The following is a 12,779-nucleotide window of genomic DNA, read 5'->3' as shown; positions in this document are numbered from 1 at the left end:
GCTTACCCATTTGGAGACAAATCAGGATCACTAACATGCACGGCAAACCCGACGACGGATCGATTCCGTTTTCCTGGCCGTAACGAATAGAACGCAGCAACCCGGTTCGCTGCGCCGTCTTCTTCCCCGTTCCGTTTCATCACGTTCGCCGCGTTTCTTCCGAGGCCGCGCGGACGTCGTTCGCGCGCGCGTTCTCCACGTGGTTCCCACGTGCTATCGCGCGATGCGGTGGCGCGGGTGCGCGGCGGCGCACGCCAGACATATCTGAGAGAGAACGAGTCGATGAATCAGACCACCTCGACGACGTCGCGCACGTCGTCCACCCGCCGTTTCGCCCTTGCCCTGCCCGTGCTTGCCGGTATTGCCGGCACCTCCGCCGCGCCCGCCTTCGCGGACGAGCCGCCCGAGGTGCCGGCCGGGATTTCCCGCGACGCCGCGCAGCCGGCCACCACGCCCAACGCGGTGATCAATGCCGAGGCGAACCAGGCGCCCTCGCCGACGCCGAACGTCGATCTCTCGGCGCAGGCCAAGTCGCAGGGTTTCATCAAGGACAGCCACCTCGAACTGATGTTCCGCAATTACTCGGACGTGCTCGACGCCAAGGAAGGCCCGCATCGCCACGCCTGGATCCAGGCGCTGATGGCCAACTACGAGTCGGGCTACACGCAGGGGCCGATCGGCTTCGGCGTGGACGCCTCGGTGTATGCCGCGTTCAAGCTCGACGGCGGCGCGGGCGCCGGCAACATGGTGCACGTCGCCAAGGGCGGTGGCGGTTCGAACCAGCTCGCCTGGGCCTATCCCGGCATCTACGACGTGAAGGCGCGGATCTCGAACACGGTGGTGAAGTATGGTCTGCAGATCGTCGACAACCCGTTCATGGAGCCGCACGACAATCGCGCGCTGCCGCCGACCTTCCTCGGCGCCACCATCGTCAGCAACGAATTCAAGAACGTGATGCTGGAGGGCGGCAGCTTCACCAAGACCGACGCGCGCGGCCGCTCGACCCTGATCAACCTGACCTCGCAATACGGCGGCACCCGCATCGACCGCCTCAGCTACGTGGGCGGCACCTGGGACTACCTGCCGACCGGCAGCGTCGCGCTCTACGCGAACCAGGCCGAGAACGTCTGGAACCAGTATTACGCGTCGGTGCGGCAGAGCTTCGGCTCGCCGAGCAGCGTGAAGTGGACCGGCTTCGGCAACGTCTACTCGACGCACGACACGGGCGATGCGCGCCAGGGCTACATCAACAACAACGCCTACAGCCTGTCGCTGGCCGCGCAGCATGGCCCGCACGAACTGCTGCTGGGCTTCCAGCAGGTGCTCGGCGACCAGTTCTTCGACTACCTGAACGAAACCAACGGCATCTTCCTGACCAACTCGATGGACGTGGACTACAACGCGCCGCACGAAAAATCGCTGCAGCTGCGCTACACGTTCTACGGCAAGGACGGTGGCCTGCCCGGCTTCAAGGCGATGCTCTGGGGGCTGACGGGCTGGGGTGCCGACGGCTCGGTGGGCGCCGCCAACGATCCCTCGCATTCGGGCATCTACTGGAAGGACGGCCAGCCGGTGCAGGGCCGCCATCACGAGTTCGGCTTCATTCCGTCCTATACGATCCAGAGCGGCCGCTTCAAGGACACGAAGATCACCTTCATCGCGATGTGGCACGTCGGCTCGGCGCACTATTCCGACAGCACCAACCAGGAATATCGCCTGGTCGTGAACCTGCCGGTGACGGTGTTCTGAGGACGGGAAGGGACAGCAGGGAAAGCGAAGGCGGCGCGGCTCAGGCCGCCTTCGGCGCCGGCGTGACGGGCGAGGGCTCGACGGGCGTGGCGCCCTCCACCTGGCGGCCGGTATCGCGCCAGGCGTCGAGCCCGCCGCGCAGCGCCAGCGCGTCGGTGAAGCCGAAGTCGGCGAGGCGCTTGGCCATCAGCGCGGCCGACACTTCGTTCGGGCAGGAGCAGTAGATCACGAACTTCTGCGACAGCGGATAACGCTGCGAGAGCTCGCGCACATGGCGCTCGTCGAAGAACAGCGCGCCGGGGATCGAGAACGGATCGAGGCGGCGATGCTCGACGGTGCGCACGTCGATGATCACCGGCAGGCGCGCCGGGTCGGCATGCAGCAGCCGGTCGAGTTCGTCGACGTCGATGCGTGCGCTGGCGAGCTGGCGCAGCAGCGCGCGGCGGCGGTTCCAGCGCATGCTCATATAGAGCACCAGCAGGGCGCCGATCAGCACCAGGGCCACCTGGCCGAACTGGCTCGCACTGGAGAACAGCCAGTCGATCTGGGCGGCGAACAGCAGGCCGATCAGCAGGCCGACGGCGGCCCACAGCAGCGCGCCGAGCGCGTCATAGCCGATGAAGGTGCGGTAGTTGGTGCCCAGCGCGCCGGCCATCGGCACCGAGACCAGCGACAGGCCCGGCACGAAGCGCGCGATCGCCAGCACGCGCACGCCCCAGCGACCGAAGAACTGCTCGGTTTTCTTCACGCAACTGTCGCGCGACAGCGACAGCCGGCAGATCGTCTTCAGGGTGCGCCCGCCGAAGCGGCGCCCGGCCAGGTACCAGGCCGAATCGCCGAGCACCGCCGCCAGCACCGACAGCAGCAGCACCGGCACCAGCTGGATGCCGATCATGTCGGGATGCATGGTCGCCATCGCGCCGAACAGCACGAGCGTCGGCATCGCGGGCACGGGCAGGCCGAGCGCGGCAGCCAGCACATTGACGAACACGATCAGCGGTCCGTACTGGGCGACGAGGTCATGCAGCATGGCGAATGGGACGCGGCGACGAGGGATGGGACTGACTGGATGCGCCGATTATCGACCATTTTCAAGTCAATGGAGAGTCGAATTCTCGACTGTCGTGAAGCGGTGAGCAGGGCGCGCGGCGCTTGCTCACCGTTGGATGCGGGAAATCGGGGGAAGGGCGGGGGAAAAACCGGGAGAATTCAGGAGGGGCTGCGCGCGAAGTTGCCCGCGCCGTGGGATTCGCCGGGCAACTCGGCGCCGTGCGAGCGGATCGCGGCGATCAGTTCGGCCGGCGTGATTTCGTAGCGCACTTCACGATGGATGCCGGGCTTGCGCTCGTCGACCTCGATCAGCAGCACGCTTTTACCGTCCTCGGTGGCCTCGAGACGCAGCGAGCGCAGCTCGCGGCCGTCGGCCAAATCCAGTTCGGTCAGGAGGGTCATCGCCCCGGAAGCACCGGTAGTGCGCATCGAACAGGTCCTCGTATCGTGTCAATGGAAGATGTCGTGCTGCGAACTGCTTGAACGCAGTGTAACGCGAACCGGCCATTCGCAACCAGAATTTCAAGCCGTGCAACGGCGTGAAAGCGCCGGCTGGTATGACATATCGGCTTCACACGGGCCGCTTTCGACGAGGCGCGGCGCGCGAGCCGGCGCGACGGAAAATCGATGCGGATCCGGCGCTGCCCGAGGCGCGGTCCGCGCGGGATCGGGCCGCGCTCGCGGCCCCCATCCTTGCGACGAATGCACCAGGATGTCGCCCGGCGGCGGTCGTCGCCGAGCTTGCGCCGGCGCCGTGCTCAGACCAGCCCGGTGGCGTAGTAGACGCCGATCACGAAGAACACCGCGAGCGTCTTGATCACCGTGACGGCGAAGATGTCGCGATACGACTCGCGGTGCGTCAGGCCGGTGACCGCCAGCAGCGTGATCACCGCGCCGTTGTGCGGCAGCGTATCCATGCCGCCGCTGGCCATCGCCACCACGCGATGCAGCACTTCCATCGGGATCTGCGCGGCTTGCGCGCCCTTGATGAACAGGTCCGACATGGCCGCCAGCGCGATGCTCATGCCGCCCGAGGCGGAGCCGGTGATGCCCGCCAGCGAGCTGACCGACACGGCCGCGTTGACCAGCGGATTCGGGATGCTCTTGAGCGCGTCGCTCACCACCAGGAAGCCGGGCAGCGCCGCGATCACGCCGCCGAAGCCGTATTCGGAGGCGGTGTTCATGGCTGCCAGCAGGGCGCCGCCGACCGCCACCTTGGTGCCGCTCGCGAACTTCGCGCTGACGCGCTTGAAGGCGGTGATCACCACCAGCAGGATGCCGAGCAGCAGCGCGGCCTCCACCGACCAGATCGCCACCAGCGACTTGATCGGCGTGGCGATCGGCGCATGCAGGCCGGGCAGCACCTCGGGCGGCACCGTGTAGCTGGCGTCGCCATACCATTGCGGAATCCACTTGGTGAGCGCGAAGTTCGCCACGCCCACCAGCACCAGCGGCGCGATCGCCAGCACCGGGTTGGGCAGCGAGCTGGTCTCGACGCGCTCCGGCTCGTTGACCAGCGAGGTGCCGTAGCCCTCGCCCTTGGCCATCGCCGAGCGGCGGCGCCATTCCAGGTAGCTCAGGCCGACGATGATGATGAACACCGAGCCGATCGTGCCGAGCGCCGGCGCGGCCCAGGCGGTGGTCTTGAAGAAGGTGGTCGGGATGATGTTCTGGATCTGCGGCGTGCCCGGCAGCGAATCCATCGTGAACGAGAAGGCGCCGAGCGCGATCGCGCCGGGCATCAGCCGCTTCGGGATATTGCTCTGGCGATACAGTTCGGCCGCGAACGGGTAGACGGCAAACACCACCACGAACAGCGAGACGCCGCCATAGGTGAGCAGCGCGCAGACCGCGACGATCACCGCATTGGCGCGCGAGCGGCCGATGTAGCGGATCGCGGCGGCGACGATCGCCTCCGAGAAGCCCGACAGCTCGATCACCTTGCCGAACACGGCGCCGAGCAGGAACACCGGGAAATAGAGTTTGACGAAGCCGACCATCTTGTCCATGAAGATGCCGGAGAAGACGGGCGCGACGGCGGCGGGATCGGTCAGCAGCACGGCGCCGAGGGCGGCGACGGGCGCGAACAGGATCACGCTGTAGCCGCGATAGGCGGCGAACATCAGGAACGCCAGGGCGGCGAGGACGATGATGAAGGACAAGTGAGTCTCCTGATTGTTTGATTCTGATTCTGTCGATGCGGTTGCCCGTGCGTGGGGCGCCGCAGTGGTGCAGTTTCCGTGCCAGTGCCCTTGCCGACTGGGCGCCGGCCGGCTGGCGCCGGCTTGGCCGGCCGCCGCCGATCGATTCTACTCAAGCCGTCCCGGTTTCGAGACGAAATGCCGGTTGGACTGTCGCCCGATTCCGACAAAACCCGAGGAAAAGCCTGCCGGGCCTTTATTGGCGGGCATCTCTTTGGTGAGACAATCCGTCCCAATTCGGAGACGATGCTTAATTATCCGAAGATAAATCGGAGACGACGACACCATGATGAACGACTGGTCGAACCTGCCGGCGGGTTACGGCGACGTGCTCACGCGCGCGGCCGAATCGCTGTTCCGCACCTTCGAGCATTCGAGCGCCGGCACCCTGATCGTCGATCGCGACGCGCGCGTGGTCTGGATCAATTCGCGTTATGCCGCGCGTTTCGGTTTCGCCGATCCCAGGACGGCGATCGGGCTGGACTGCGAGGCGGTGATCCCGCACAGCCTGATGCGCGAGGTGGTCGCCACCGGGCGGCCGATCCTGCTCGACATCATGGAGACCGGCCGCGAGCCGCTGGTGGTCACGCGCCTGCCGTTGGTCGACGAAGCCGGCGAGACGGTCGGCGCGATCGGCTTCGCGCTGTTCGACGAGCTGAAGACGCTGACGCCGCTGTTCGCGCGCTACATGCAGGTGCAGCAGGACCTGCTGGCCGCGCAGCGCTCGCTGGCGCAGGCGCGCCGCCCCAAGTACACCTTCGCGAGCTTCGTCGGCACCAGCGCGGCGAGCCTGGAAACCAAGCGCCAGGCTCGGCGCGCGGCGCTGGTCGACGCGCCGGTGCTGCTGCTCGGCGAAACCGGTACCGGCAAGGAGCTGCTGGCGCACGCGATCCATGCCGCCTCGGCGCGCGCGGCCCGGCCGCTGGTCACCGTCAACGTGGCCGCGATCCCCGACGCGCTGCTGGAAACCGAGTTCTTCGGCGCCGCGCCGGGCGCCTACACCGGCGCGGATCGCAAGGGGCGGGTCGGCAAGTTCGAGCTGGCCGATGGCGGCTCGCTGCTGCTCGACGAGATCGGCGACATGCCGCTGCCGCTGCAGGGCAAGCTGTTGCGCGTGCTGCAGGACAAGGAGTTCGAGCCGGTCGGCTCGAACCGCATCGTGCGCGCCGACGTGCGCATCATCGCGGCGACCTCGGCCGACCTGCCGGCGCTGGTCGCCGCCGGGCGCTTCCGCGCCGATCTCTATTACCGGCTGAACGTCCTCACGCTGAACCTGCCGCCGCTGCGCGAGCGCGCCTCCGATATCGAGGCGCTGGTCTACACCATGCTCGAGGAGCTGGCCGCGCAACACGGCCACGCCGCGCACTGCACGCTGACCGCCGACGCGCTGCGTCTGCTCGCCGCGCATGCGTGGCCCGGCAACGTGCGCGAGTTGCGCAACACGCTGGAGCGGGCGCTGATGTTGTCGGACAGCGCGGTGATCGATGCGCGCGTGCTGGCGCCCTTCGTCGGCATCGCCCTGCCGGCCGGCGCGGCGGGCCCGGCGAGCGGCGGTTTGCCGGAGGAACCGGGCGGGATGCGCGAGGCGGGTGCCTTCGCGCTCGACGCCCGCGGACCTGACGCGGGGGATGCCGCCCTGGCCGATCGGGCGCCGAGCACGATGGTTGCGCCGGCAACGGTTTCCTATGCAGCGGCCTTCGCCGACTGGGAGCGCCGCTTTTTGAGCGAGGCGCTGGCGGCCAGCGGCGGCCGCGTCGCCGAGGCGGCCGCGCGGATCGGCATTGGCCGCGCGACGCTCTACAAGAAGATCGCCGCGCTCGGCCTCGACGCCTGAAGATCGACTCGGCGGCGCGTCGGCTATCGATAAGGCGAAATGATGCGCGCGACAATCCTGATTACGGAATATTCCTCATTGCCGGCATTCCTTGCGCCGCATGTGTCATATCCGCGTGTTATTGACGCTTCGATAACAATCCGATACGGACCTGTATGTCAGACGAATAAGATTTTCTACACAATTACGATTGAAAATTAATCAATCGCAGTGCAGCATCCCGGCAATGTCGGCGGGCATATCGATATGAATACTTCGTTGAACTGCCGAATGCGCGAGCTTCCGCCCTGCCGCCAGCGGCGGCGGGGCTCGCCGGCCGAGCCGCGATGCGAGGGACGGCGAGCCGAAGGCCGGTGCGACTCGCGCCGTCGCCGGCGGCGCGCCGGCAAGCATCGATTGAACCCGGGCGGCACGCGTGGGTCGGAGTCGAATCGAGACTGGAACAATCCCGAAAGGGTAGACGGCGCATAGCCGTCGCCTCGTGATGTCGCGAACCGGCCCGGCTATTTCCCGTATAGCGGGCGAAGCCGGTTTTTATCGCGACTCGAATTGACTTTCGAGCGGGGCGGCATGGCATACTCGCGTCGTCCCAAAAGCATACAGACCGGAACCCTCCATGACATATCGACTGGCGAAAGCGCGTTCGTCGCGCAAGCCTGCCGTCCGACTGGCATTGACGATTGCCCTGTTCGCGAGCCTCGCCGGATGCGGTGGCGGCGCGCCGTTGTTTACGCCGGATGGACGCGCCACCACCCAGGTGCAATGTCCGGAAGGCGGCCCCTGGGATACCTGCTTCCAGAATGCGCGCGGCATTTGCGGCGGCGAGTTCGACACGATCCAGCAATCGGTCAACAACGGCACCCGCAGCCTGCTGTTCGCCTGCCGCTCGAATCGCGCCAATTGAGCGGAGTCGTTTGCGCGACGAGCGCGGCGCGCGAAAAAAAATGAACCCCGCTTGAATTGATTTCTATACTGTCCAAATAACCATTCAGGAGTCGGATTCGATATGGCGACCTATAGGCAACTGACGGCCCAGCTCGAGAAGCTGCAGCAGAAAATCGACAAGGAGCGCGAAAAGGCCATCACCGACGCGATTGCCGATATCAAGGCGAAAATCGCGGAATACGACATCACGCCCGAAGAGCTCGGTTTCCGCAGCATCGGCGCCGCCGCGAAACCGAAAAAGCCGCTGCCGCCGAAATACCTGAATCCGAAGACGGGCGAGACCTGGAGCGGCCGCGGCCGTGCCCCGGCCTGGCTGGGCAAGAATCGCAACCGTTTCCTGATCAAGGACTGATCCCGGAAAGTCTCACCTTTGGCGCCTTCTGCAACGGTGCGAATCGACTGCGTGTCGTTCGCACCGTTTTGTTTTGGGGAAAATGCGCGCGTGTGGAACATATTTCTAATTATGTTTCCCAGTGGCGCCTGAACTTGAATCCCCGTGAAATACCCTGGTAAATAAGGGCTTTGGCCTTAATCCGAAGCGAATTCGCGTTTGGGCTCGGGCAAGGCCGGGGCAATTCGGTCGTCGCGCCGACCGCGGTTTCGCGGCGCCGGGATGGCCGATCGGCATGCGAATTGCGGCCCCTCCCGGATCTCCTCACCTTCGCTCCCGAGCCGTCCACCCTCTCTCCCGAAAAACCTCACCTTTGCGAGCGCGAGCCCGGCAAAGCGCCGGGCAAGGCGCGCGGCGGCCCGCCCGGCGCGGCCTTGATCCGGCTCGCAATGGGCCGCGCCGGCCGGCGCCCGAGCTATAGGCAGGCCCCCGGCCTTCCCCTATGCTACGGCTCACCGTCGCGTCATACGCGGCATGCCTTGGGGAGACGCCGTGACCGTCCGCAATCTCGATGCCTTGTTCCGACCGAAATCCGTCGCGGTGGTGGGCGCGTCCCGCCGCGCCGGCAGCATCGGCGCGATCGTCTGGGGCCGCGTGCTTGACGGCGGCTTCGCCGGCCCCGCCTGGCCCGTCAATCCCAAGTACGACGAGCTGGATGGGCAACGGGTGTTCGCGCGCGTCTCGCAATTGCCCGAGGCACCTTCGCTGGCGATCGTCTGCACGCCGCCGGCCACCTGGCCCGGCATCATCAAGCAGCTCGGCGCGCGGGGCGCGCGCGGCGCGATCCTGGTCGGCGAGGCACGCACGGCCGCCGAGCGCGCCTCGGTCGAGCGCGCGCTGGAGGCGGCCCGGCCGCATCTGCTGCGCGTGGTCGGGCCCGGCAGCCTCGGCGTGATCACGCCGCACCTGAACGCGCATTTCGGCGCGCCCGCCTATCGCGTGAATGCCGGCGGCGTGGCCTGGGTCTCGCAATCGAACGCGCTCACCAATGCCGCGCTCGGCTGGGCGCACGCGCGCGGTCTCGGCTTCTCGCACGCGGTGGCGCTCGGCGACGAGGCCGACGTCGACGCGGGCGACGTGCTCGATTACCTGGCCAGCGATCCCGGCACGCGCGCGATCCTGCTCGAACTCGACAGCGTGAAATCGGCGCGCAAGTTCATGTCGGCGGCGCGGGCCGCGGCGCGCAACAAGCCGGTGCTGGCGCTGCGCACCGGGCGCGCCGATCCGGGCGACGCGCTCTACACGGCCGCCTTCCAGCGGGCCGGCATGGTGCGTGTCGAGGCGCTCGACGACCTGCTCGACGAGGTCGAGACGCTCGGCGTCGGCCGCATCGCGGACAGCAATGCAGCCACCGTGATCACCAGCGATGCCGGCGTGGCGAAGCTCGCCGTCGACGCGCTCGGCGCGGCCGGCGATCTGCGCCTGGCGCCGTGGCCGGCCGCGGCCACCGAGGCGCTGGCCGCGGTGCTGCCGCTGCCGCGCGGCATCGAGGCGGGCAACCCCCTGCTGCTCGGCGACGACGCGCGGCCCGAGGCGTTCGGTGCCGCGGTGCGAGCGCTCGGCGCGCACGGCGCGGCGGGCACGCTGTTCGTGGTGCATGCCACCTCGCACAACGCGCCCGTCGAGGCCGTGGCGCGCGAGTTGATCGAGGCGCAGCGAAGCGCCTCGCGCGGTATCGTCGCCTGCTTCTTCGGCGGCGTCGACGCGGCCACGCGCGATGCGCTGCACGCGCACGGCATCCCCGTGCACACCACGCCGCAGCGCCTGGCGCGCGCCTATGCGCGGCTGGTCGACTACCGGCTTGGCCGCGAGCTGCTGATGCAGACGCCCGAAGGTTCGCCGCCCGAGCCGCCGGCCTCGGTGGTGCAAGCGCAGGAGGCAGCGCGCGCTGCGCTCGCGCGGGGCCCGGCCGAACTCGACGGCGCGCAGGCCGCCGCCTGGCTCGCGCATTTCGGGCTGCAGGGCGTGCAGACCGACGCGGATGCGCGCGACATCATCGTCGAGGTCACGGTCGAGATGCATGACGACCAGAACTTCGGCCCGGTATTCCGTTACTCGGTGCCGGCGGCGGACGGCGCGTCGGCGCCGCTGGTGGTCTATGGGCTGCCGCCTTTCAACACGGTGCTGGCGCGCGCCGTGGTGCGCCGCTCGCCCTATTCGCGCCGCGCCGAGCCCGAGCCGCTGCTCGAGGCGCTGATGGCGCTGTCGCAGGCGGTCTGCGAGGTGCGCGAACTGGCTGCACTGTCGCTGGTGCTGCGCGTGCTGCCCCGGCACGTGACGATCCGCGACGCGCGGCTGCGTTTCGCGACGGGGCGCGGACGGCTCGCGATCATGCCGTATCCGCGCCGCCTGGAGCAGCAGTTCGAATGGCGCGGCCGGACCATGACGGTGCGGCCGATCCGCCCCGAGGACGAGGCCGCGCACACGGCGCTGCTCGGCGCGATGACGCCCGACGATCTGCGCATGCGCTTCTTCGGCTCGATCCGCAGCTTCGATCACTCGCAGGTGGCGCGCATGACGCAGATCGACTACGACCGCGAGATGGCGCTGATCGCCACCGCCGACGATGACGACGGGCAGCGGCAGACGCTGGGCGTGGTGCGCGCGGTGGCCGACCCGGACAACGAAACCGCCGAGTTCGCGATCGCGATCCGCCCCGACCAGAAGGGCAGCGGGCTGGGGCGGTTGCTGATGGGGCAGATCATCGACTACGCGCGCTCGCGCGGCACGCACTGGCTGATCGGCGAGGCCTTGCGCGAGAACGGCGCGATGATCGGCCTGGCGCGTGCCTCGGGTTTCGCGGTGAGCGCGGGCGAGGAGCCGGGTGTGGTCGCGTTCCGCTTGAAGCTGCGGGATTGATCGCGGCTGACGCGGCGTGTCGCGCGCGGCTTCGCCGTCGCGCAGCGAGGCGACAGGTGAGCCGATGCGGGAGCGGAGGTGAGGTTTTACGGGGGCGGCGGAGAAGGCGGCGAGATCGAACGACGCCGTCGCGTAGCAAGCGAATCGCGAGATGCAGGGCCGTCGGCGTTGATGACGCCAGCGGCCCTGTCTGTTTTCAAGCGGAGTTCAGGCCGCGAGCTTGTTCGAGGCGTCGTCGATCAGCGGGCGCGACAGCGCCAGTTCCTCGAGCAGCGCCTCCGCGTAGACGGCGCCGGTTTCGCGCTCGAGCCGCGCGATCGTCAGCGCGCAACGCGCCACGTCCTTGGGCATCGCGATGAAGCGCTTGACCGATTCGCCGGCCGTGAAGGCCTCGAACAGCGCGCCGCGCACCTCGTCGGGCAGCGTCTTGGTCCACTGGTAGGGCTTGCCGTTGAAGGTGATCGAGGGCGGCAGCACGCGCTCCTTCTTGCTGGCCGAGATCAGGCCGTAGGTGCGCGCCGCGTCGCCGATCTGCTCGGGCGAGAACAGCTCGTCGGGCGAGATGTCGAACTGCTCGATGTAGGCTTCGATCGCCTGCATCGCGGCGGCGCGATCGTCGCGTTTCTTCTGGGCGCGCGCGACGATGTCGCGCAGCTCGTCCGCCTCCTCGGGCGTGATCGTGAAGCTTGCCTGCTTCTGCTGAAGTTCGGAAAAACGCTGGAATTCGATATCGGTCAGAAGTTTGGCCATGAGGGTCATCGTGCGCGCGCCGCCGGATCGACGGGCGTCGGTTTGCGAAAGGGTCGCTATTTTAGCGTCGCGCGCCGATGCGATCCAGCGCGCGTGCCGCGGTGCCGTTCACGCGACGCGCCGGGGCCGGCGTTCAGGCCGCTTGCAGGCTGGCCATCGACAGGCTCTCGGCGGTCCGCCGCAGCAGCTCGGTGGCTTCGTCGAGCGTCGTCGCGCAGCGCGTGTCGATGCGCTGCACGTAAGGGCAGGTCAGCACCGCGATGGCCTGCCCCGAAGGCCCGAGCACCGGAACAGCGATATCGGTAACACCCAGGGCCCGGCGAGACGCCTGGCGCAGGCAACCCTGCTGCCGCGCGCCGATGGCGGCTGCCTCGAAGGCGGCTTCGTCGAGGCCGGTCGCGTCGGCGAGTTTCGCGTGCTCGCCGAGCATGTGCTCGCGCTGGCCCGGCGTCTGGAACGCCAGCATCAATTGTCCAGAAGCGGTATCGGTGAGCCCGACGCGCGAGCCGAGCCGCACCGTGATGCCCCAGGCGCCCGGGTCGTCGACCTGGGCGATCACCAGCAGGCCGCCGCGGTCGTGGACGCTCAGGTGGCAGGATTGCCCGGCCGTGTCGGCGAAGCGCTGCATCGGCGGCAGCGCCTCGTCGATCAGCCGGTTCATCGGCGGATGGCGGTGGGCCAGCGCGAACAGCTTGAGGCTCAGCGTGTAGCGGTCCCCGGACGAGGAGCGCGTCACGTACTGGCGCGCCACCAGGCGTTCGAGCATGCGGTAGATCTCGCTGGCGTTGCGGCCGAGCTGCTTGGTGATCTCGGTGCGGGTCAGGCCTTCCTTGCGTTGCGCGAGCAGTTCGAGGATATCGAGTCCCTTGTCGAGCGCCGGTGCGCGATAGCGCTCGACTTCCTCGGGCGTGCACGGGGAGGTGGCGGAATTCGCGAGAGCGGCAGATATGGTCGGCATCGTGAGTGGTGGTGGCATGATCGGGCGCTCGCGTCCCGAGGA

Annotated in this window: 10 protein-coding genes; 5 read left to right on the top strand and 5 right to left on the bottom strand. The window is 68.0% G+C overall.

Translation table 11 applies throughout. The features are described from left to right. Positions 1 to 282 precede the first annotated feature (282 nt). Positions 283 to 1,749, top strand: a complete 1,467-nt coding sequence (locus FB600_RS15665) for an OprD family outer membrane porin (RefSeq protein ID WP_098182301.1) — start codon at positions 283 to 285, stop codon at positions 1,747 to 1,749. A 40-nt stretch (positions 1,750 to 1,789) separates the two neighbouring features. Here FB600_RS15665 and FB600_RS15660 read toward each other — a convergent pair whose 3' ends face one another. The 3 genes from FB600_RS15660 to FB600_RS15650 form a co-directional block, all read right to left on the bottom strand. Further along, a complete protein-coding gene (locus FB600_RS15660; protein ID WP_096752090.1) occupies positions 1,790 to 2,779 on the bottom strand; it encodes a DedA family protein/thiosulfate sulfurtransferase GlpE in 990 nt (329 codons plus the stop codon). A gap of 179 nt (positions 2,780 to 2,958) precedes the next feature. Further along, complete coding sequence (locus tag FB600_RS15655) at positions 2,959 to 3,228, bottom strand: hypothetical protein (protein ID WP_013691634.1); 270 nt, start codon at positions 3,226 to 3,228, stop codon at positions 2,959 to 2,961. A 329-nt stretch (positions 3,229 to 3,557) separates the two neighbouring features. Beyond that, the gene (locus tag FB600_RS15650) at positions 3,558 to 4,961 is read right to left on the bottom strand and encodes a GntP family permease (RefSeq protein ID WP_025098460.1); all 1,404 of its coding nucleotides are present in this window, start codon (positions 4,959 to 4,961) and stop codon (positions 3,558 to 3,560) included. A 325-nt stretch (positions 4,962 to 5,286) separates the two neighbouring features. Between FB600_RS15650 and FB600_RS15645 the strand changes: the two genes are divergently transcribed. The 4 genes from FB600_RS15645 to FB600_RS15630 all read left to right on the top strand — a co-directional run bounded on the left by FB600_RS15645 (position 5,287) and on the right by FB600_RS15630 (position 11,029). Further along, positions 5,287 to 6,834 carry a sigma-54 interaction domain-containing protein gene (locus FB600_RS15645; protein ID WP_096752089.1) on the top strand — a complete coding sequence of 516 codons (1,548 nt, stop codon included), beginning with the start codon at positions 5,287 to 5,289 and terminating at the stop codon, positions 6,832 to 6,834. Between the two features lie 616 nt (positions 6,835 to 7,450). Beyond that, complete coding sequence (locus FB600_RS37740) at positions 7,451 to 7,738, top strand: hypothetical protein (RefSeq protein ID WP_043279025.1); 288 nt, start codon at positions 7,451 to 7,453, stop codon at positions 7,736 to 7,738. 102 nt (positions 7,739 to 7,840) lie between these two features. Continuing rightward, the gene (locus tag FB600_RS15635) at positions 7,841 to 8,131 is read left to right on the top strand and encodes an H-NS family nucleoid-associated regulatory protein (RefSeq protein ID WP_046574818.1); all 291 of its coding nucleotides are present in this window, start codon (positions 7,841 to 7,843) and stop codon (positions 8,129 to 8,131) included. Between the two features lie 531 nt (positions 8,132 to 8,662). Then, positions 8,663 to 11,029 carry a GNAT family N-acetyltransferase gene (locus FB600_RS15630; RefSeq protein ID WP_096752088.1) on the top strand — a complete coding sequence of 789 codons (2,367 nt, stop codon included), beginning with the start codon at positions 8,663 to 8,665 and terminating at the stop codon, positions 11,027 to 11,029. Positions 11,030 to 11,236: 207 nt separating this feature from the next. On the opposite strand, the gene FB600_RS15625 is transcribed toward FB600_RS15630, so the two are convergent. Both FB600_RS15625 and FB600_RS15620 read right to left on the bottom strand, forming a co-directional pair. Continuing rightward, positions 11,237 to 11,788 carry a hypothetical protein gene (locus FB600_RS15625; RefSeq protein WP_036055238.1) on the bottom strand — a complete coding sequence of 184 codons (552 nt, stop codon included), beginning with the start codon at positions 11,786 to 11,788 and terminating at the stop codon, positions 11,237 to 11,239. A 124-nt stretch (positions 11,789 to 11,912) separates the two neighbouring features. Continuing rightward, positions 11,913 to 12,737 (bottom strand): IclR family transcriptional regulator, encoded by an 825-nt coding sequence (locus FB600_RS15620; protein ID WP_096752087.1) that lies wholly within the window; start codon positions 12,735 to 12,737, stop codon positions 11,913 to 11,915. Positions 12,738 to 12,779: the final 42 nt, after the last annotated feature.

This window comes from Burkholderia sp. SJZ089 (assembly GCF_007828315.1).
Taxonomy (GTDB): Bacteria; Pseudomonadota; Gammaproteobacteria; order Burkholderiales; family Burkholderiaceae; genus Burkholderia; species Burkholderia gladioli.
The sequence above is the reverse complement of the archived record's forward strand: the minus strand, read 5'-3'. Positions and strand labels throughout refer to the sequence as shown.